The organism is Streptomyces sp. NPDC016677, assembly GCF_055562815.1.
Genome location: NZ_JBVHEO010000002.1, coordinates 859,153 through 879,531, shown reverse-complemented (window position 1 = coordinate 879,531; position 20,379 = coordinate 859,153). Strand labels below are relative to the sequence as shown.

Sequence of the window (20,379 nt, the reverse complement as noted above, 5' to 3'; positions counted from 1 at the left end):
GCTAAAATCGGCGCCCTGATGACTGCCACCCTCGTCGCCAAGAACCTCGCCGCCGGCCACGGCGACCGCTCCCTGTTCACCGGGCTCGACCTCGTCGTCGCCCCCGGCGACGTGATCGGCCTCGTCGGGCCCAACGGTGCCGGCAAGTCCACGCTGCTGCGGATGCTCGCCGGCCTCACCGCCCCCGAACAGGGCGAGCTGCGCCTGTCCCCGCCCAGCGCCACCGTCGGCCACCTCCCACAGGAACCCGAGCGCAGACCGGGGGAGACGGTACGCGCCTTCCTGGCCCGGCGCACCGGCGTCACCGAGGCCCAGCGGACCATGGACGAGGCGACCCAGGGCCTGGTCGACGGCGCACCCGGCGCCGACGACGCCTACGCCACCAGCCTGGAACGCTGGCTGGCCCTCGGCGGCGCCGACCTCGACGACCGCGCCGAGGAGGTGGCCGGCACCCTGGGCCTGGCCGTGGACCTCGACCAGCCGATGACCTCCCTCTCCGGCGGCCAGGCCGCCCGCGCCGGCCTCGCCTCCCTCCTGCTCTCCCGCTACGACCTCTTCCTGCTCGACGAGCCGACCAACGACCTCGACCTGGACGGCCTGGAACGCCTCGAACGCTTCGTCTCCGGCCTGCGCGCCGGCACCGTCGTCGTCAGCCACGACCGCGAGTTCCTCGCCCGCACCGTCACCAAGGTCCTCGAACTCGACCTCGCCCAGCAGCGGATCAACCTCTACGGCGGCGGCTACGACGCCTACCTGGAGGAGCGCGAGGTGGCCCGTCGGCACGCCCGCGACGAGTACGAGGAGTACGCCGACAAGCGGGCCGCGCTCCAGGACCGGGCGCAGACGCAGCGCTCCTGGATGGACAAGGGCGTCAAGAACGCCCGGCGCAAGGCGGGCAGCGACAACGACAAGATCGGCCGCAAGTTCCGCAGCGAGGCCAGCGAGAAGCAGGCCGCCAAGGCCCGCCAGACCCAGCGCATGATCGAGCGTCTGGAGGTCGTCGAGGAACCCCGCAAGGAGTGGGAGCTGCGCATGGAGATCGCGGCGGCCCCGCGCTCCGGCGCGGTCGTCGCCGCGCTCCGCGACGCCGAGGTGCGGCGCGGCCCCTTCACCCTGGGCCCGGTCACCCTCCAGATCGACTGGGCCGACCGGGTCGCGGTGACCGGCGCCAACGGCGCGGGCAAGTCCACGCTGCTCGGCGCCCTGCTGGGCCGCGTCCCGCTGACCGCCGGGCACGCGGCCCTCGGCTCGGGCGTCCTGCTCGGCGAGGTCGACCAGGCCCGGAAGCTGTTCCACGGCCCCGAGCCGCTGCTCGACGCCTTCCACGCGGCCGTCCCGGAGACCGAACCGGCCGAGCTGCGCACCCTGCTGGCCAAGTTCGGCCTCAAGGCGGACCACGTGCTGCGCCCGGCGGCCACCCTCTCCCCGGGCGAGCGCACCCGGGCCGCCCTCGCCCTGCTCCAGGGCAAGGGCGTCAACCTGCTGGTCCTGGACGAGCCCACGAACCACCTCGACCTGCCGGCCATCGAACAGCTGGAGTCGGCCCTCGACGCCTACGAGGGCACCCTGCTCCTGGTCACCCACGACCGCCGCATGCTGGACGCCCTGCGGGTGACCCGCCGCCTGGAGGTGGCGGACGGCAAGGTGACGGAACGCTGAGGACCTGTCACCCCGCCGCCCCGCCCGCTCACGCCAGCCCCGCCCGCTTCAGGGCGTCGGCCATCGCGCTGTTGGCGGGCGGCGGCGCCGACCGCCCCTTGCCCTTGCCGCCGGCCTTCCCGCCGGAGGGCTGCTGACGCTGCTTCGGCGGCCGTCCGCCGCCCCCGTCCCGCTGCTGCCGGCGCGGCTGCTGCTCGCCCTTGGGCGCCGCCTCGTCGTCCAGGCGCAGCGTCAGCGAGATCCGCTTGCGCGGGATGTCGACGTCCAGCACCTTCACCTTGACGATGTCCCCGGGCTTGACCACGTCACGGGGGTCCTTCACGTACGTCTTCGACAACGCGGAGACGTGCGCCAGCCCGTCCTGGTGCACACCGATGTCGATGAACGCCCCGAAGGCCGCCACATTCGTCACGACACCCTCCAGGACCATCCCGGGGGACAGGTCGGAGATCTTCTCGACGCCCTCCTTGAAGGTGGCCGTCCTGAAGGCGGGACGCGGGTCACGGCCCGGCTTCTCCAGCTCCTTCAGGATGTCCGTCACGGTCGGCAGACCGAACGTCTCGTCCACGAAGTCGGTCGCCCGCAGGGACCGCAGCACCGAGGTGTTCCCGATCAGCGAGGCCACCTCCTGCCCGGCGGTCTTCACCATCCGGCGCACCACCGGGTACGCCTCCGGGTGCACGCTGGACGCGTCCAGCGGGTCGTCGCCGCCGCGGATCCGCAGGAAGCCCGCGCACTGCTCGTACGCCTTCGGGCCCAGCCGTGCGACCTTCTTCAGCTCGCCCCGCGCCTTGAACGGCCCGTTGGCGTCGCGGTGGGCCACGATGTTCTCCGCGAGGCCCGACGTGATGCCCGAGACGCGGGCGAGCAGCGGCGCGGAGGCGGTGTTGACGTCCACCCCGACACCGTTCACACAGTCCTCGACGACCGCGTCCAGGGAGCGCGACAGCTTCACCTCGGACAGGTCGTGCTGGTACTGGCCGACGCCGATCGACTTCGGGTCGATCTTCACCAGCTCGGCCAGCGGGTCCTGGAGCCGGCGGGCGATGGACACCGCGCCGCGCAGCGAGACGTCCATGTCGGGCAGCTCCTGCGAGGCGAACGCGGAGGCCGAGTACACCGAGGCGCCCGCCTCGGACACCATCACCTTGGTGAGCTTCAGCTCGGGGTGCCTGGTGATCAGTTCCCCGGCGAGCTTGTCGGTCTCGCGGGACGCCGTGCCGTTGCCGATCGCGATCAGCTCGACCGCGTGCTCCTTCGCCAGCCTGGCCAGCTTCGCGATGGCCTCGTCCCACTTGTTGGCCGGGACGTGCGGGTGGATGACGTCGGTCGCCACCACCTTGCCCGTCGCGTCGACCACGGCGACCTTCACGCCCGTACGGAAACCGGGGTCGAGGCCGAGGGTCGCGCGGGTGCCCGCCGGGGCGGCCAGCAGCAGGTCGCGCAGGTTGGCCGCGAACACGTTCACCGCCTCGTCCTCGGCGGCCGTCCGCAGCCGCAGCCTGAGGTCGATGCCCAGGTGGACCAGGATGCGGGTGCGCCAGGCCCAGCGGACCGTGTCCGTCAGCCACTTGTCACCGGGGCGCCCCCGGTCGGCGATCCCGAACCGCGACGCGACGATCCCCTCGTACGACGAGGGCCCCTCCGCCGGCTCCTCGGGCTCCAGCACCAGGTCGAGGACGTCCTCCTTCTCGCCGCGCAGCATCGCCAGGATCCGGTGCGAGGGCAGCTCGGTGAACGGCTCGGCGAAGTCGAAGTAGTCGGCGAACTTGGCGCCCGCCTCCTCCTTGCCGTCCTTCACCTTGGCGGCCAGCCGCCCGCGTGTCCACATCCGCTCGCGCAGCTCGCCGATCAGGTCGGCGTCCTCGGAGAACTTCTCGGTGAGGACGGCCCGCGCCCCGTCCAGGGCGGCCTGCGGATCGGCCACGCCCTTGCCCGCGTCGACGAACGCCGCGGCGGCCGCCAGGGGCTCGACGCCCGGGTCGGCCAGCAGGCCCTCGGCCAGCGGCTCCAGACCGGCCTCGCGGGCGATCTGCGCCTTGGTGCGCCGCTTGGGCTTGTACGGCAGGTAGATGTCCTCCAGGCGCGCCTTGGTCTCGGCGCCCCGGATGCGCGCCTCCAGCTCCTCGGTGAGCTTGCCCTGCTCACGCACCGAGTCGAGGATCGCCGCCCGCCGGTCCTCCAGCTCCCGCAGATAGCGCAGCCGCTCCTCGAGCGTGCGCAACTGCGCGTCGTCGAGCATCTCGGTCGCTTCCTTGCGGTAGCGGGCGATGAAGGGCACGGTCGAACCGCCGTCGAGCAGTTCCACCGCGGCCTTCACCTGCCGCTCCCGTACGCCGAGCTCCTCGGCGATCCTGCCTTCGATGGACCCAACGTCGATCGACTCGGGTGTCGTCACGATCCCGTACCGCCTTCTCACTGAGGTTGCGCGGCAATTGTGGCAGGCCGCACCGACACTCGGGGATCAGGGCGGGCGTCCGGGCAGGTCGGAGGCGGCGCGCTCAGGCCCGGCGGCTGCGGGTCGAGCTCGACGCCCCGCCGAAGAGCCGGGCCAGGGCCCGGAAGGGCAGCGTCACGACGGTCGCGATGGCGCCGCCGATCTGGCGCAGCACGTCTGCGATGGCACGGAACACAAGAGCCTCCCTCGGTCCACCCGGCCGGTCCGACCGGGTGAAGAACGGGTACCTCGCGGCGGCCCCACTATGCCCGCCGAGTCGATCAGCGCGGCGTACCCGACCTGCCTGACACCACGCACCGCCCCGCCTATGGCCGGCACGGCGGGCCCCGCCGACGGCCCGTAGGCCGCCCCGTACGGCGGCCCGCGTCGGCCGCCGTACGGGGCGTACGACGCGGGCCGCCCGCGTCGGCCGCTACAGCGGGCCCGTACAGCGGCCCGGTGTCGGCCCTGCGCGACGATCCTCACCCCGCGTCCGGCCGGCGGGCGGCCAGCGCGATGGGCAGCCGGGGCTCGGGCCCGCCGCCGGCCCGCACACCGGCCTTGCGGCGGCTCTCGTGCCGACCGGTGTGCGCGGCCTTCGTACGGCCTTGCGCCGGCCCGCGTGCCGACCGGTGTGCCCCCGGCCTTCCTGGGACCCCGCGACGGCCTTCCCGCCGCCCCTCACGCTTTCCCGAAGAGATCCGCGGGAAAGGCGCCCGCGCCCAGCGCGGTGCGGGCGAAGGCCGACCCCAGTTCGGTCAGCCGCGCGACGCCCGCCGCGCCGAGGTGCTCGTAGGGGCCGGCGTCCAGCCGGTCCGTCTCCCGCTCGATCTCCGCGCGCAGCGCCGCGCCCTCCTCGGTCAGGTCCCCGCCGGCGTCGAGCAGTCCGCGGTCCCGCAGCCGGGCGACGGCCGCGTCCCACTCCTCCTGGGACCAGCCGCGCGTGCCGAACACCCACTTCGGAGCCAGCCCCTTGCCGGTCGCGGTGTGCGTCACCAGCGCCTCCAGGCCGTCCAGACCCGCGGCCATGAGCACGGCCAGGTGCCCGTCGCCGCGGTGCTCGCGCAGCAGGGTCGCCGCGTGCCAGTACGCCAGGTGCGGCGCGTCGGGCACCGGCAGGTCGGCGTGGGCGGAGTACAGCGGCCGGGCGGCGCGCGAACACCCCTCGGCGGCGCGCAGCGCCAGCCCGGCGGCCTCCGCCATCCCGGCCGACACCAGGGCATCCTCGCCCAGCAGCCGGCGCAGGGTGGCGTCGACGGCACGCGCGCGTGCCGCGAGGGCCTGCTCCGGCGTGACCGTCGTCCAGACGGCCGGGACGTGCCGGGCGACCAGCTCGTGCTTGTAGTTGTAGAAGGCGGCGCTGACCGCGCCCGCGCCGACCGGTCCCAGCGCGGCGGCCCGTACGGCGAAGTTGACGGCCCGGGGGTCGGTGACCCCGAGGGCGCCCAGTTCCCGGCCCAGGTCGGGCGAGAAGTAGTGCGTGGAGTGCAGCGAGTTGAGCACGTTGTGGCAGCGGCGGCCGGGGCGCCGGTCGATGGCGGCAGTCGTCATACCGGGCACGTTACCAACCGGTCAGTATGTGCGGAACCGTCGTGCGGCCGGTTCAATCCGACGCGGGGGCGTGCCAGGTGAACCGGGGCGGACGGCGCTCCAGGAACGCGGCGACGCCCTCCGCCGTGTCGCCGCTGCCGTCCGCCTGTGCCGCCCAGTACGCCTCCCGGCCGGTGTGCCCGTCCACGAACTCCTTCGCCGCCGCCTGGGTCAGCCCCGACCGCGCCACCAGGACCCGGGTGAACTCCGCGACCCGCGCGTCCAGCCCGCCCGTCGGCAGTACCTCGTCGACCAGGCCCGTGCGCAGCGCCCGCCCGGTCCCGACCAGCTCGCCCGAGAACAGCAGGTACTTCGCGCCGGCCGGGCCCACCAGTGATGTCAGCCGCCGGGTGGCGGATGCCGGGTAGACCACTCCCAGCCGGGCCGGGGTCACCCCTAACAGTGCCCCCTCCTCGGCGAACCGCAGGTCACAGGCGGCGGCCAGCTGCACCCCGCCGCCCACGCAGTGCCCGCGGACCGCCGCCAGCGTCGGCTTCGGGAAGGCCGCCAGGGCCTCCTCGGCGTCCACGGCCAGCCGCTGCGCCTCGCGCGGCCCGCCGGCCAGCGTGGAGATGTCGGCCCCGGCGCAGAAGGTGCCCTCCGCGCCGGTGAGCACCAGCGCCCGGACCGCCCGGTCCGCGGCGAGGGCGTCGAGCAGCGGGGGCAGCGCTCGCCACATCGCGGCCGTCATGGCGTTGCGCTTGGCCGGGTGGTGGACGACGACGGTGGCCACCGCGTCCGTGACGTGATGCAGCAACTGGGGCTCCATGCGCCGGATGTTACCGGCCGGTTCGAACCGGTGGTCCGATTCTCCCGTCGTCCCGTCCGCCCGACGTCCCGCCCGTCCGACGGTCAAACCAGCACAACCGGAATAGTGTGCCGAGACGGTGCAACCGGGACAGGATCAGTCCCACAACTGACTGTGTCATACGCCAACGGTCAGAACTGTTCGATACACGCTGACTTCCATTCAGTACCTCGGGGCGGAGCGACTCGTTACCAACACTCAGGGGTGTGGTGACAATCGAGCGCAAGGGCGGCGACCCGACGATGGACGACCACGAGCGGGAGGACGGCACGGTTCCGATTCCGGGACCCCAGCCGCATCCGGAGGCGGGAAGACCCGCGGACCGCGCGGATCCCTTGCCGTACGAAGGCGTCTGGCGGTTCACCGCCCCCTCCGTCGAGGCGTCGGTCCCGCAGGCGCGGCACGCCGTGCGCGACCTCCTGGCCCACCAGGGCGTTCCGGTCGCGGAGGACGTCGCGGACGGGCTGCTGCTGATCGTCTCCGAACTGGTCACCAACGCCGTCCGGCACGCGGCGGTGCTCTCGCCGACACTCTCCGTGGAGGTCGCCGTCGGCTCCGGCTGGCTCCGGCTGTCCGTCGAGGACAACCACCCCTACCGCCCGACCGCCCTGGAGACCGACCACGGCCGGACCGGTGGCCGGGGCCTGCTGCTGGTCCGGGAGATCACCCGGGAGGCCGGCGGGGCGTGCGACATCGCCCACACGGCGAACGGCGGCAAGGTGGTCTGGGTGGCCCTGCCGCTCGGGCCCGCCTTCCCGTAGGGCGTCCGCACGGCTCCACGGACCGGGGCTCACCAGCCGGCGGACGGACCCGTCAGCTCGCGGACGGCCGGACGCGCCGCGTCCAGCACCGTCATGAACCACGCCGAGAAGGTGTCCCGCGCGTGCCGCTCGGCCAGCTCGGCCGGGGAGACGAAGACCGTCCCGGCGACCTCCGCCGGATCGGGCCGCGCCGCCGCCTGCACCAGACCCACGAAGAGGTGGTTGTACTCCTGCTCCACCAGGCCCGAGGCGGGGTCCGGATGGTTGTACCGCACCGTGCCCGCCTCGGCGAGCAGTGACGGGGAGACCCCCAGTTCCTCGAAGGTCCGCCGGGCCGCCGCCGCGAACGGCGACTCGCCGGGGTAGGGGTGGCCGCAGCAGGTGTTGGACCACACGCCGGGGGAGTGGTACTTGCCGAGCGCCCGCTGCTGGAGCAGCAGCCGGCCGCGCTCGTCGAAGAGGAACACCGAGAAGGCGCGGTGCAACCGCCCGGGCGGCTGGTGCGCGGCGAGCTTCTCCGCGGTGCCGATCGTGGCGCCGTCCTCGTCGACGAGTTCCAGCAGAATCGCGTCCGCGGTGCCGCTCGACGAACTGTTCGCCGCGGTGGCAGGAGTGATCGGCATACCCATCCTTCGCATCGGTCCTCGCGCCCCAAGTGTGCCGTACGCGGCCGGTGCTCCCCGCACTTCCCCGCCCGCATGTCCGGCACCGTCGCCCGGGAGGCCGGAGCGTACGGCCGGGCGCCGGGGCGGGCCCGGCGGGTGATCGTGCCCGGTCCGCCGACGGGGAACCGCCCGCGCCGGACCTGCCGGGGATCAGGACGCCCGCGGACCGGCGGACAGCTGCGTTCCCGGGCGCCTTCCCCGGAAGACGCGCCCCGTCCCGATACCCGTGCGCCCCCGTCGCCTCAGTGGCACAGCCGCGCCTCGTGCTCCGCGTGCCCGCCCGGCTCCAGCTGGAAGGTGCAGTGCTCCACGTCGAAGTGGTCGCCCAGGCAGCCCTGGAGTTCGTGGAGCATCCTCTCGTGGCCGGTCGCGCTCAGTGCCTCCGAGCCGACCACCACGTGCGCGGAGAGCACCGGCATGCCGGACGTGATCGTCCACGCGTGCAGGTCGTGGATGTCCTCGACCCCGTCGAGGGCCAGGATGTGGGCCCGTACCTCGGCGAGGTCGACGTCCTTCGGTGCCGCCTCCAGCAGGACGTCCAGCGTCTCGCGCAGCAGCTTCACCGTCCGCGGCACGATCATCACGCCGATGACGAGCGAGGCGATCGGGTCGGCGGCCTGCCAGCCGGTGGTGACGATCACCAGGGCGGACACGATCACCGCGACCGACCCCAGCGCGTCCGCCGCCACCTCCAGGAACGCGCCGCGCACGTTCAGACTCTCCGCCTGGCCCCGCATCAGCAGCGCCAGCGACACCGAGTTCGCCACCAGGCCGATCGCACCGAAGACGACGGTCAGCCCGCCCGAGGTCCCGGCCGGCGAGACGAACCGCTCGACCGCCTCGTACAGGACGTATCCGCCCACCCCGAGCAGCAGCAGACAGTTGGCCAGCGCGGCCAGGATCTCGGCCCGGGCCAGCCCGAAGGTGCGCCGGTCGCTGGGCGGCCGGCCGGCGAAGTGGACCGCCAGCAGGGCCATGCCCAGCCCCACCGCGTCCGTCGCCATGTGCGCCGCGTCGGCGACCAGCGCGAGCGAGTCGGCCAGCACGCCGCCGACGATCTCCACGACCATGACCGTGAGCGTGATCGCCAGCGCCACCCGCAGCCTGCCCCGGTACGCCGCGGTCGCCGTACCGCCGGCGGGCGCGCCGTGTCCGTGGGCATGCCCGTGATCGTGCCCAGCCCCCATGAGAGCCGCCTCCCTGTCGTCCGCCGGGAGCACAGTGAACTACGGGCCGGCACCATCCGGCAACGCGGCACTGAACACCGTTGTCATCTGCTCTGACCTGCGCAAACGTTCCGCAGGTCAGGGTGTGCGAACAGGTGGTCCGCCCGGCCGGCCCGCCTCCTCGCGTACCCCCGGCCGCACCCTCCACCCGGGCTCCGCGGCCCGCCGCCGTCCGGTGCGGGCGGGGGCGCGGTTTGTGGGCCGGGCCCCGCATCCCCGATGATGATCGCGGCAAAGGCGTGGGCACGTCGTGTCGACCGTCCGTGAAACGGCCGGTGAACACGGCGTTCCGGTCATCCGATAACCTCTGCCGACATGCCGCCCGGGGGCTGTGGACACAGGCGCCCCCACCATGCACAGGCCCGGCGCACGGCGTCGGCATCCAGGGAGTGAGTTCGGTTGTCGACCGCCATCCTCACCGGTCAGCCGGTTCCCGGTTCGTCGATCGAGGCGGATCTGCGGGAGCTGGGCTTCGAGGTCCGCCTCGCGGCCGACGCCGCCGACGCCGAGACCCAGCTGGCCCGGGTACCCGGCGGGGAACGCGTCGCCGTGGTCGACGCCCGCTTCGTCGGCCACCTGCACACCCTGCGCCTCGGCCTCACCGACCCGCGCTTCCCGCTCGCCGCCGTTCCGGGCGCCGTGACGGCCCAGCCGGCCGGACGCCAGGCCCTGACCCGCGCGATGGCCCGCCAGACCTCCACCGCCGGAGGCACCACCCTGGCCGACAGCCTCGCCGACCGCATCGTCACCGCCCTCGACGGCGAGGACGGCACCGAGGTGCACCGGCCCGAGCTGGGCAGCCTGGTCGCCGCCGTACCCGCCGACCCGCAGGCCCGCAACGAGGCCCGGCAGGCGGTCGCCGCCGTCGACGACGAGGCGGTCCGCCTGAAGTCGGCGGTCAAGGCCCGCGACGGCTTCTTCACCACCTTCTGCATCAGCCCCTACTCCCGCTACCTCGCCCGCTGGTGCGCCCGCCGCGGTCTGACCCCCAACCAGGTCACCACCGCCTCCCTGCTCACCGCGCTCATAGCGGCGGCCTGCGCGGCCACCGGCACCCGCGGCGGCTTCGTCGCCGCCGGCCTCCTGCTCCTCTTCTCCTTCGTGCTGGACTGCACCGACGGCCAGCTCGCCCGCTACTCCCTCCAGTACTCCACCCTCGGCGCCTGGCTCGACGCCACCTTCGACCGGGCCAAGGAGTACGCCTACTACGCCGGCCTCGCGCTCGGCGCCGCCCGCGGCGGCGACGACGTATGGGCGCTGGCCCTCGGCGCGATGGTCCTCCAGACCTGCCGGCACGTGGTCGACTTCTCCTTCAACGAGGCACACGTCGTAGGCACTGACGCCACCGCCAACACCAGTCCCACCGCCGCCCTCTCCGGCAAGCTCGACAGCGTCGGCTGGACGGTCTGGGTCCGCCGCATGATCGTGCTGCCGATCGGCGAACGCTGGGCCATGATCGCCGTCCTCACGGCCGCCACCACCCCCCGGATCACCTTCTACGTCCTGCTGATCGGCTGCGCCTTCGCCGCCACGTACACCACGGCCGGCCGCGTCCTGCGCTCGCTGGCCCGCAAGGCCCGCCGCACCGACCGCGCCGCGACGGCACTGGCCGACCTCGCGGACACCGGGCCGCTCGCCGAGGCGCCGGCCCGGGTGGTGCGCGGGCTGCCCGGCGGCCTCGCCCCGGTCGCCGCCCTGATCGGCGGCGCCGCCGTCGCCGCCACGGCCGGGCTGACCGGCTTCGGCACCCCCTGGACCCTGGTCGCCGCCGTCGTGTACGCCCTGACCTCGGCCCTCGCCGTCGCGCGCCCCCTCAAGGGCGCCCTCGACTGGCTGGTCCCGCCCTTCTTCCGCGCCGCCGAGTACGGCACCGTCCTGCTGCTGGCGGCCCGAGCGGACGTGAACGGAGCCCTGCCGGCGGCTTTCGGACTGGTGGCGGCGGTCGCCTACCATCACTACGACACGGTCTACCGCATCCGCGGCGGCGCGGACGCGCCCCCGAACTGGCTGCGCCGGGCCGTCGGGGGACACGAGGGCCGCACGCTGCTGGTCGCCCTGCTGGCCGCGCTGCTCACCGCCGCACAGTTCACCGTCGCGCTCACGGTCCTCGCCGTGGCCGTGGCCCTGCTGGTGCTCGTCGAGAGCATCCGCTACTGGGTGTCCGCCCACCGGGCCGGCTCACCCGCCGTACACGACGAAGGAGAAACCGCATGATCGGCCTCGTGCTCGCGGCCGGCGCCGGACGGCGTCTGCGCCCCTACACCGACAGCCTGCCGAAGGCGCTGGTGCCGGTGGGGCCCGCGGGCATAGAAGGCGAACCCACGGTCCTGGACCTGACCCTCGGCAACTTCGCCGAGATCGGCCTGACCGAGGTCGCGGTCATCGTCGGCTACCGCAAGGAGGCCGTCTACGCGCGCAAGGCGGCCCTGGAGGCCAAGTACGGCCTCAAGCTGACCCTCATCGACAACGACAAGGCCGAGGAGTGGAACAACGCCTACTCCCTGTGGTGCGGGCGTGACGCCCTCAAGGACGGCGTGATCCTCGCCAACGGCGACACCGTGCACCCGGTCTCCGTCGAGAAGACACTGCTCGCCGCGCGTGGTGACGGCAAGAGGATCATCCTCGCCCTGGACACCGTGAAGTCGCTGGCCGACGAGGAGATGAAGGTCGTCGTCGACCCCGCCGAGGGGAAGATGACGAAGATCACCAAGCTGATGGACCCGGCCGAGGCGACCGGCGAGTACATCGGCGTCACCCTCATCGAGGGCGACGCCGCCCCCGACCTGGCCGACGCGCTGAAGACGGTCTGGGAGACCGACCCCCAGCAGTTCTACGAGCACGGCTACCAGGAACTGGTCAACCGCGGCTTCCGCATCGACGTGGCCCCCATCGGCGACGTCAGCTGGGTCGAGATCGACAACCACGACGATCTCGCCCGTGGACGGGAGATCGCATGCCAGTACTGACCCGGCTGATCCCCTCGCCGCTGGTCGTCGACATCCGCCCGGGCGCCCTCGACGACCTCGGCTGTGTCCTCGCCGACGAGCGCATCTCGCACTCCGGCCGTCTCGCCGTCGCCGTCAGCGGCGGCTCCGGCGCCCGGCTGCGCGAGCGCGTCGCCCCGTCCCTGCCCGGCGCCACCTGGTACGAGGTCGGCGGCGGCACCCTGGACGACGCGGTCCGGCTGGCCGGCGACATAAAGGCCGGCCACTACGACGCCGTCGTCGGACTCGGCGGCGGCAAGATCATCGACTGCGCCAAGTTCGCCGCCGCCCGCGTCGGCCTGCCGCTGGTCGCCGTGCCGACCAACCTCGCGCACGACGGCCTGTGCTCCCCGGTCGCGACCCTCGACAACGACGCGGGCCGCGGCTCCTACGGCGTGCCCAACCCGATCGCCGTCGTCATCGACCTCGACGTCATCCGCGAGGCCCCGGTGCGCTACGTACGGGCCGGCATCGGCGACGCCGTCTCCAACATCTCCGCGATCGCCGACTGGGAGCTGGCCAACCGGATCAAGGGCGAGCGGATCGACGGACTGGCCGCCGCCATGGCCCGCCAGGCCGGCGAGGCCGTGCTGCGCCACCCCGGCGGCATCGGCGACAACGACTTCCTCCAGGTGCTGAGCGAGGCACTGGTGCTCAGCGGCATCGCCATGTCCGTCTCCGGCGACTCACGGCCGTCCTCCGGGGCCTGCCACGAGATCAACCACGCCTTCGACCTGCTCTTCCCCAAGCGTGCCGCCGCCCACGGCGAGCAGTGCGGCCTGGGCGCGGCCTTCGCGATGTACCTGCGCGGGGCGCACGAGGAGTCGGTGTACATGGCCGAGGTGCTGCGCCGGCACGGACTGCCGGTGCTGCCGGAGGAGATCGGCTTCACCCCCGAGGAGTTCGTCCGCGCCGTGGAGTTCGCTCCCGAGACCCGGCCCGGCCGATTCACGATCCTCGAACACCTCGACCTGAAAACCGACCAGATCAAGGACGTCTACACCGACTATGTCAAGGCCATCGGTAGCTGAACTACGTCCGGTCGTGCACCCCGCCGGGGTCAAGGACCGGCGCAGCGGTGAGCACTGGATGGGACGCCTCTACATGCGCGAGGTGTCCCTGCGGGTCGACCGCTACCTGGTGAACACCAGGGTCACGCCGAACCAGCTCACGTACCTGATGACCGTCTGCGGCGTGCTCGCCGCCCCGGCGCTGCTGGTGCCGGGGGTCTGGGGCGCCGTGCTCGGCGTCGTCGCGGTCCAGCTCTACCTGCTGCTGGACTGCGTCGACGGCGAGATCGCCCGCTGGAAGAAGCAGTACTCGCTCGGCGGCGTGTACCTGGACCGGGTCGGCGCCTACCTCACCGACGCCGCCGTCCTGGTCGGCCTCGGCCTGCGCGCCGCCGACCTGTGGGGCACCGGGCGGATCGACTGGCTGTGGGCCTTCCTCGGCACCCTGGCCGCGCTCGGCGCCATCCTGATCAAGGCCGAGACCGACCTGGTCGGCGTCGCCCGCCACCAGAACGGGATGCCCCCGGTCAAGGAGGCCGCCGCCGAGATGCGCTCCTCCGGCATGGCCCTGGCCCGCCGGGCCGCCGCCATGCTCAAGTTCCACCGCCTCATCCTCGGCATCGAGGCGTCCCTGCTGATCCTGGTCCTGGCCATCGTGGACCACGTCCGCGGCGACCTGTTCTTCACCCGCCTCGGCACCGCTGTCCTGGCCGGCATCGCCCTCCTCCAGACCCTGCTGCACCTGGTGTCCGTCCTGGCCTCCAGCAGGCTGAAGTGAGCCGCCCCATGAAGGTCGGCGCCGTCATCATCACCATGGGCAACCGCCCCGACGAACTGCGCGCCCTGATCGACTCGGTCGTCAAGCAGGACGGCGAGCCGGTGCAGGTCGTGGTCGTCGGCAACGGCTCGCCCGTGCCGGACGTGCCCGACGGCGTGCGCACCGTGGAACTGCCGGAGAACCTCGGCATCCCCGGCGGCCGCAACGTCGGCATAGAGGCCTTCGGCCCCGGCGGCAGCGAGGTCGACATCCTGCTGTTCCTCGACGACGACGGCCTGCTCGCCCGTACCGACACCGCCGAACTGTGCCGGAAGGCCTTCGCCGCCGATCCGAAGCTCGGCATCGTCAGCTTCCGCATCGCCGACCCGGCCACCGGCGAGACCCAGCGCCGCCACGTCCCCCGGCTGCGCGCCGCCGACCCGATGCGCTCCTCCCGGGTCACCACCTTCCTCGGCGGCGCCAACGCCGTACGGACCGCGGTCCTGAAGGAGGTCGGCGGCCTGCCGGACGCGTTCTTCTACGCCCATGAGGAGACCGACCTGGCCTGGCGGGCGCTCGACGCGGGCTGGATGATCGACTACCGGTCGGACATGGTGCTGTATCACCCCACGACCGCGCCCTCGCGGCACGCGGTCTACCACCGCATGGTCGCCCGCAACCGGGTCTGGCTGGCCCGCCGCAACCTGCCCGCCCCCCTGGTCCCGGTCTACCTCGGCGTCTGGATGCTGCTCACGCTCGCCCGCCGCCCCTCGCGCCCCGCGCTGAAGGCGTGGTTCGGCGGCTTCCGGGAAGGCTGGACCACGCCCTGCGGTCCCCGCCGGCCCATGAAGTGGCGTACGGTGTGGCGGCTGACCCGGCTGGGCCGGCCCCCCGTGATCTGAGAAGCTCGTACCCCGGGGCATCCCGCGGTCCGAGAACCGCGGGATGCGCCAGGCCGGTACCGGCCGCGCATCTTCGAAGACGAAAGTTTCCACTAGTGAGTGAGACAACGCACGACGGCACGGTCGCGGCGACCAGGCCCGTGCCATCCGACGAGGGCCTCACGGCGGCACAGCTCGCCGAGAAGTACGGCCTGTCCGTGAGCGGCGCCCGGCCCTCACTCGTCGAGTACGTCCGCCAGCTCTGGGACCGGCGGCACTTCATCCTCGCCTTCTCACGGGCGAAGCTGACGGCCCAGTACAGCCAGGCCAGACTCGGCCAGCTCTGGCAGGTGGCCACCCCGCTGCTGAACGCCGCCGTCTACTTCTTCATCTTCGGCCTGCTGCTCGGCGCCCGCCGGGGCATCCCGCACGACATCTACGTGCCGTTCCTGGTCACCGGCGTGTTCGTCTTCACCTTCACGCAGTCCTCGGTGCTCGCGGGCGTCCGCGCCATCTCCGGCAACCTGGGCCTGGTCCGCGCGCTGCACTTCCCCCGGGCCTCGCTGCCCGTCTCCTTCGCGCTCCAGCAGCTCCAGCAACTGCTGTACTCGATGATCGTGCTGGTCATCATCATGATCGGCTTCGGCAGCTACCCGAGCCTCGGCTGGCTGCTGGTGGTGCCCGCGCTGGCTCTCCAGTTCGTCTTCAACACCGGCCTCGCGCTGATCTTCGCCCGGATGGGCAGCAAGACCCCCGACCTGGCCCAGCTGATGCCGTTCGTGATGCGCACCTGGATGTACGCGTCCGGCGTGATGTTCTCCATCCCGGCGATGCTCGCCGACAAGGACGTGCCGGGCTGGCTCAGCGACATCCTCCAGTGGAACCCGGCCGCCGTCTACATGGACCTGATCCGCTTCGCGCTGATCGACGGCTACGGCTCCTCCTACCTGCCGCCGCACGTCTGGGCCTTCGCCCTGGGCTGGGCGGTCCTGGCCGGTGCCGTCGGCTTCGTCTACTTCTGGAAGGCCGAGGAGAGGTACGGCCGTGGCTGAACCGTACGAGGGCGCACGGATCCCCACCGTCATCGCCGACGACCTGCACATCGTCTACCGCGTCAACGGCGCCCGCGGCGGCAAGGGCAGCGCCACCGCAGCCCTGAGCCGGATACTCAGGCGCGGCGAGGAACGCGGCGTGCGCAAGGTGCACGCCGTACGGGGCGTCTCCTTCGTCGCCCACCGGGGCGAGGCCATCGGCCTGATCGGCTCCAACGGCTCCGGCAAGTCCACCCTGCTGCGCGCCATCGCCGGCCTGCTCCCCGCCGAGCGGGGCAAGGTCTACACCGACGGCCAGCCCTCCCTGCTCGGCGTGAACGCGGCCCTGATGAACGACCTGACCGGCGAGCGCAACGTCATCCTCGGCGGCCTCGCCATGGGCATGTCCCGGGAGCAGATCAAGGAGCGCTACCAGGACATCGTCGACTTCTCCGGCATCAACGAGAAGGGCGACTTCATCACCCTCCCGATGCGCACGTACTCCTCCGGCATGGCCGCCCGGCTGCGCTTCTCCATCGCCGCGGCCAAGGACCACGACGTCCTGATGATCGACGAGGCCCTGGCCACCGGCGACCGCAAGTTCCAGAAGCGCTCCGAGGCCCGCATCCGCGAGCTGCGCAAGGAAGCCGGGACGGTGTTCCTGGTCAGCCACAACAACAAGTCCATCCGCGACACCTGCGACCGCGTCCTGTGGCTGGAGCGCGGCGAACTGCGCATGGACGGCCCGACGGACGAGGTGCTCAAGGAGTACGAGAAGTTCGTCGGCAAGTGACCGTACGGCCGCCGGACCCCGCCGGAACCGTTCCGACGGGGTCTCGCGTCCGCAAAGGAAGCGTCAACTCCGGTCGGCCATAGGAATCTTGAAGCCAATCGGTGTGTTGTTGTGATGTGCGGACGGCCCCCGCGCAGCTCGATGAGTTGTACAACGTAAGCTGTACCGGTCCCGAAACGCGGCACATGGGGCGATAATGCCCGGCACCCTCTGTCGGGGCTGCCGCACGGGCAGCCGGGCGGCGTGTCCGAAATAGTGTGTATTGCGTAGGCAGTGTAGAACGGGAGATGTGACGGCAATGGCTACGGAGACTCCCCATCGCCGCGAGGCGTGCGCCGTCCCCGCCCCCGGCGGCCGGCGATGACGGCCACCGGGACGGCACAAGCCGTCGACCCGGAGCGCGGCACGCTCGACAAGGCCGCGGGGGAGAACTTCCCCGTGGCCCCCTTTTTCCTGCCCCGCGAGTGGCGCGCCGACCTCATGGCCGTCTACGGCTTCGCCCGCCTGGTCGACGACATCGGCGACGGCGACCTGGCCCCCGGCGGCGCCGACGCCCGCCTCCTCGGCGTCCCGCCGGAGCGGGCCGGCGACCGGACCGTCCTGCTCGACGCCTACGAGACCGACCTGCGCCGGGTCTTCGACGCCACCCCGCACCACCCCATCCTGCGCCGCCTCCAGCCGACCGTGCGCCGCCGCGCGCTGACGCCTGAACCTTTCCTCGGCCTGATCGCCGCCAACCGCCAGGACCAGCTGGTCTCCCGCTACGAGACCTACGACGACCTCCTCGCCTACTGCGAGCTGTCGGCCAACCCGGTCGGCCGCCTGGTGCTCGCCGTCACCGGCACCTCCACACCCGAGCGCGTCCGCCGCTCCGACGCGATCTGCACGGCCCTGCAGATCGTCGAGCACCTCCAGGACGTCGCCGAGGACCTGGCCCGGGACCGGATCTACCTGCCCGCCGAGGACATGAAACGCTTCCACGTCCAGGAAGCCGACCTCGCCGCGAAAACCGCTGGCGCATCGGTGCGCGCGCTGATTGCCTACGAAGCACAACGCGCCCGTGACCTCCTGGATGAAGGCGCCCCGCTGGTGGGTAGCGTCCACGGCAGGCTCAGACTGCTGCTGGCCGGCTTCGTGGCGGGAGGAAGGGCGGCGCTCCGGGCGATCGCCGCCGCCGAATTCGACGTACTTCCCGGCCCGCCCAAGCCCGGCAAGGTGCAGTTGCTGCGCGAGGCGGGCGCGACTCTGCGAGGAGAGGGGTGATCCGGACGGTGGAGTCAGCACCCGTGTCCGCACCGGTACTCGCCGCGTACAGCTACTGCGAGGCCGTCACCGGACAGCAGGCCCGTAACTTCGCGTACGGCATCCGACTGCTGCCCACGCCCCAGCGGCGGGCGATGTCGGCGCTGTACGCGTTCTCGCGGCGCGTCGACGACATCGGCGACGGCGTACTCGCCCCCGACGTCAAGGTGGCCAGGCTCGACGACACCCGGGCGCTGCTCGCCCGGATCCGCGAGGGCGCCGTCGACGAGGACGACACCGACCCGGTAGCGGTCGCCCTCGCGCACGCCGCGCGGCGTTTCCCGATCCCGCTCGGCGGGCTCGACGAGCTGATCGACGGCGTCCGGATGGACCTGCGCGGCGAGACGTACGAGACCTGGGACGACCTGAAGGTCTACTGCCGGTGCGTGGCCGGCGCCATCGGGCGGCTCTCGCTCGGCGTCTTCGGCACCGAACGGGGCGCGCGCGGCGCCGAGCGCGCACCCGAGTACGCCGACACGCTCGGGCTCGCCCTCCAGCTCACCAACATCCTCAGGGACGTCCGCGAGGACGCCGAGGACGGGCGGACCTATCTGCCCGCCGACGACCTCGCCAAGTTCGGCTGCTCGGCCGGGTTCAAGGGACCGAAACCACCGGAGGGCTCCGACTTCGCGGGCCTCGTGCACTTCGAAGTGCGTCGGGCCCGCGCCCTTTTCGCCGAGGGCTACCGGCTGCTCCCCCTGCTCGACCGGCGCAGCGGCGCCTGCGTCGCCGCCATGGCCGGCATCTACCGCCGCCTGCTCGACCGCATCGAGCGCGACCCCGAGGCCGTGCTGCGCGGCCGGGTCTCGCTGCCCGGACGCGAGAAGGCGTACGTCGCCGTGCGCGGCCTGTCCGGCCTGGACGCCCGGCACGTCACGCGACGGACCGTCAGGAGGCGCGTCTGATGGGCACCACGGTCCAGGGCGAGGAGGCCGGGGAGAAACGGCGGGCAACCCTCCGTCGTTCCGCCGCGTCCCTGACGGCAACGGCAGGCCCGACGGGGGAGGGCGCACGATGACCCACGGCGACGACGCACCGCACACCCCCAAGGGACACACCGTCGTGGTCGGCGGCGGGCTCGCCGGCGTCACCGCCGCGCTCGCGCTCGCCGACGCCGGCGTCCGCGTCACCCTCCTGGAGGGCAGGCCGCGGCTGGGCGGGCTCGCGTTCTCCTTCCAGCGCGGCGGCCTCACCGTCGACAACGGCCAGCACGTCTATCTGCGCTGCTGCACGGCCTACCGCTGGTTCCTCGACCGCATCGAGGGCACCGCACTGGCACCGCTGCAGGAACGCCTCGACGTACCCGTCGTCGACGTGGCCCGACCCGAGGGACGGCGGCTCGGCAGGATCCGGCGCGACGCGCTGCCGGTGCCCCTGCACCTGGCGCGCAGCCTCGCCACGTATCCGCACCTCCCGCTCGCCGACCGGGCCGGGGCGGTCCGCGCCGCGCTCGCGCTGGGCCGGCTCGACCTCGCCGATCCCGCCCTGGACACCCAGGACTTCGGCAGCTGGCTGGCCGCGCACGGCCAGTCACCGCGTGCCGTCGAGGCCCTGTGGGACCTGGTCGGGGTCGCCACCCTCAACGCGGTCGCGGGCGACTGCTCCCTGGGGCTCGCCGCGATGGTGTTCAAGACCGGTCTGCTGTCCGACCCGGGCGCGGCCGACATCGGGTGGGCCCGCGTCCCGCTGGGAGAACTGCACGACCGGCTGGCCCGCAAGGCGCTCGACTCCGCGGGCGTCCGTACCGAGGTCCGTACACGCGTCACCTCCGTCTCCACAGACGAAAACGGACGGTGGAGCGTTCAGGTTCCCGGCGAGACGCTCGAAGCGGACGCGGTCGTCCTCGCCGTACCGCAGCGCGAGGCGCACGGCCTGCTGCCCGCCGGCGCGCTCGACGCCCCCGAACGGCTCCTGGAGATCGGCACCGCGCCGATCCTCAACGTCCACGTCGTCTACGACCGCAAGGTGCTGAACACCCCGTTCCTCACGGCCCTCGGCTCCCCGCTGCAGTGGGTGTTCGACCGCACCGACGCCTCCGGCCTGGGCGAGGGCCAGTACCTGGCGGTGTCGCAGTCGGCCGCGCAGGACGAGATCGACGCCCCCGTGGCCGTGCTGCGGGAGCGGTACCTGCCCGAACTGGAGCGGCTGCTGCCCCGGGCCCGGGGCGCCGGGGTCGAGGACTTCTTCGTGACCAGGGAGCGCACCGCGACGTTCGCCCCCGCCCCCGGCGTCGGGCGGCTCAGGCCCGGCGCCCGCACCAAGGCACCCGGCCTGTACCTGGCCGGAGCGTGGACCGCCACCGGGTGGCCCGCGACCATGGAGAGTGCGGTCCGCAGCGGTGTCGGCGCGGCGGGCGCCGCGCTCGGCGCCCTGGGCCGGTCCCGCGACGTCCTCCCCGACTTCTTCGAGGACTCCTTCGAGGAGGCGGCATGAGGACCGACCCGCGTGGCACCGACCGCACCCCCGGTACCGCAA

Annotated in this window: 19 protein-coding genes; 13 read left to right on the top strand and 6 right to left on the bottom strand. The window is 72.9% G+C overall.

All coding sequences use genetic code 11. The features are described from left to right. The first annotated feature begins 18 nt into the window (after nt 1–18). On the top strand, nt 19–1,659 hold the full coding sequence (locus tag ACZ3IG_RS09235) for an ABC-F family ATP-binding cassette domain-containing protein (RefSeq protein ID WP_467430362.1): 1,641 nt from the start codon (nt 19–21) through the stop codon (nt 1,657–1,659). 28 nt (nt 1,660–1,687) lie between these two features. Here ACZ3IG_RS09235 and ACZ3IG_RS09230 read toward each other — a convergent pair whose 3' ends face one another. The 4 genes from ACZ3IG_RS09230 to ACZ3IG_RS09215 form a co-directional block, all read right to left on the bottom strand. Then, on the bottom strand, nt 1,688–4,057 hold the full coding sequence (locus ACZ3IG_RS09230) for a Tex family protein (RefSeq protein WP_467430361.1): 2,370 nt from the start codon (nt 4,055–4,057) through the stop codon (nt 1,688–1,690). A 103-nt stretch (nt 4,058–4,160) separates the two neighbouring features. Then, nucleotides 4,161–4,292 carry an LPFR motif small protein gene (locus tag ACZ3IG_RS09225; RefSeq protein WP_252100478.1) on the bottom strand — a complete coding sequence of 44 codons (132 nt, stop codon included), beginning with the start codon at nt 4,290–4,292 and terminating at the stop codon, nt 4,161–4,163. A 485-nt stretch (nt 4,293–4,777) separates the two neighbouring features. Beyond that, nucleotides 4,778–5,647: an SCO6745 family protein gene (locus ACZ3IG_RS09220; RefSeq protein WP_467430359.1), complete on the bottom strand. Its 870-nt coding sequence runs from the start codon at nt 5,645–5,647 to the stop codon at nt 4,778–4,780. Nucleotides 5,648–5,699: 52 nt separating this feature from the next. Next, nucleotides 5,700–6,455 (bottom strand): enoyl-CoA hydratase/isomerase family protein, encoded by a 756-nt coding sequence (locus ACZ3IG_RS09215; RefSeq protein ID WP_467430357.1) that lies wholly within the window; start codon nt 6,453–6,455, stop codon nt 5,700–5,702. A 281-nt stretch (nt 6,456–6,736) separates the two neighbouring features. On the opposite strand from ACZ3IG_RS09215, the gene ACZ3IG_RS09210 reads away from it, so the two are divergent. After that, nucleotides 6,737–7,255 carry an ATP-binding protein gene (locus ACZ3IG_RS09210; RefSeq protein ID WP_467430570.1) on the top strand — a complete coding sequence of 173 codons (519 nt, stop codon included), beginning with the start codon at nt 6,737–6,739 and terminating at the stop codon, nt 7,253–7,255. Nucleotides 7,256–7,284: 29 nt separating this feature from the next. Here the strand turns inward: ACZ3IG_RS09210 and idi are convergent, their stop codons facing one another. Both idi and ACZ3IG_RS09200 read right to left on the bottom strand, forming a co-directional pair. Next, nucleotides 7,285–7,878, bottom strand: coding sequence for an isopentenyl-diphosphate Delta-isomerase (gene idi / locus ACZ3IG_RS09205; RefSeq protein WP_467430356.1), 594 nt, complete (start codon nt 7,876–7,878; stop codon nt 7,285–7,287). A gap of 284 nt (nt 7,879–8,162) precedes the next feature. Beyond that, nucleotides 8,163–9,107 (bottom strand): cation diffusion facilitator family transporter, encoded by a 945-nt coding sequence (locus ACZ3IG_RS09200; RefSeq protein WP_467430355.1) that lies wholly within the window; start codon nt 9,105–9,107, stop codon nt 8,163–8,165. A gap of 438 nt (nt 9,108–9,545) precedes the next feature. Between ACZ3IG_RS09200 and ACZ3IG_RS09195 the strand changes: the two genes are divergently transcribed. The 11 genes from ACZ3IG_RS09195 (at nt 9,546) to hpnE (ending at nt 20,337) form a co-directional block, all read left to right on the top strand. Beyond that, nucleotides 9,546–11,360 carry a DUF5941 domain-containing protein gene (locus ACZ3IG_RS09195; protein ID WP_467430353.1) on the top strand — a complete coding sequence of 605 codons (1,815 nt, stop codon included), beginning with the start codon at nt 9,546–9,548 and terminating at the stop codon, nt 11,358–11,360. Next, entirely contained in the window at nt 11,357–12,112 is a 756-nt protein-coding gene (locus ACZ3IG_RS09190) for a phosphocholine cytidylyltransferase family protein (protein WP_467430350.1), read from the top strand. Before ACZ3IG_RS09195 ends, ACZ3IG_RS09190 begins: the two co-directional genes overlap by 4 nt. Beyond that, the gene (locus ACZ3IG_RS09185) at nt 12,100–13,161 is read left to right on the top strand and encodes an iron-containing alcohol dehydrogenase family protein (RefSeq protein ID WP_403543436.1); all 1,062 of its coding nucleotides are present in this window, start codon (nt 12,100–12,102) and stop codon (nt 13,159–13,161) included. Before ACZ3IG_RS09190 ends, ACZ3IG_RS09185 begins: the two co-directional genes overlap by 13 nt. 13 nt (nt 13,162–13,174) lie before the next feature. Next, complete coding sequence (locus ACZ3IG_RS09180) at nt 13,175–13,918, top strand: CDP-alcohol phosphatidyltransferase family protein (RefSeq protein ID WP_467430348.1); 744 nt, start codon at nt 13,175–13,177, stop codon at nt 13,916–13,918. A gap of 8 nt (nt 13,919–13,926) precedes the next feature. Continuing rightward, nucleotides 13,927–14,799, top strand: coding sequence for a glycosyltransferase family 2 protein (locus ACZ3IG_RS09175; protein WP_467430569.1), 873 nt, complete (start codon nt 13,927–13,929; stop codon nt 14,797–14,799). Between the two features lie 95 nt (nt 14,800–14,894). Continuing rightward, complete coding sequence (locus ACZ3IG_RS09170) at nt 14,895–15,830, top strand: ABC transporter permease (protein WP_467430346.1); 936 nt, start codon at nt 14,895–14,897, stop codon at nt 15,828–15,830. After that, complete coding sequence (locus ACZ3IG_RS09165) at nt 15,823–16,602, top strand: ABC transporter ATP-binding protein (protein ID WP_467430344.1); 780 nt, start codon at nt 15,823–15,825, stop codon at nt 16,600–16,602. Before ACZ3IG_RS09170 ends, ACZ3IG_RS09165 begins: the two co-directional genes overlap by 8 nt. A gap of 360 nt (nt 16,603–16,962) precedes the next feature. Further along, nucleotides 16,963–17,865 carry a squalene synthase HpnC gene (gene hpnC, locus ACZ3IG_RS09160; RefSeq protein ID WP_467430343.1) on the top strand — a complete coding sequence of 301 codons (903 nt, stop codon included), beginning with the start codon at nt 16,963–16,965 and terminating at the stop codon, nt 17,863–17,865. Next, nucleotides 17,862–18,809, top strand: a complete 948-nt coding sequence (gene hpnD, locus ACZ3IG_RS09155; RefSeq protein WP_467430342.1) for a presqualene diphosphate synthase HpnD — start codon at nt 17,862–17,864, stop codon at nt 18,807–18,809. The genes hpnC and hpnD overlap by 4 nt, the downstream gene beginning before the upstream one ends. Then, nucleotides 18,809–18,922, top strand: a complete 114-nt coding sequence (locus ACZ3IG_RS09150) for a DUF6380 family protein (protein WP_467430340.1) — start codon at nt 18,809–18,811, stop codon at nt 18,920–18,922. The genes hpnD and ACZ3IG_RS09150 overlap by 1 nt, the downstream gene beginning before the upstream one ends. Further along, nucleotides 18,919–20,337 carry a hydroxysqualene dehydroxylase HpnE gene (gene hpnE / locus ACZ3IG_RS09145; RefSeq protein ID WP_467430339.1) on the top strand — a complete coding sequence of 473 codons (1,419 nt, stop codon included), beginning with the start codon at nt 18,919–18,921 and terminating at the stop codon, nt 20,335–20,337. Before ACZ3IG_RS09150 ends, hpnE begins: the two co-directional genes overlap by 4 nt. Nucleotides 20,338–20,379 lie beyond the last annotated feature (42 nt).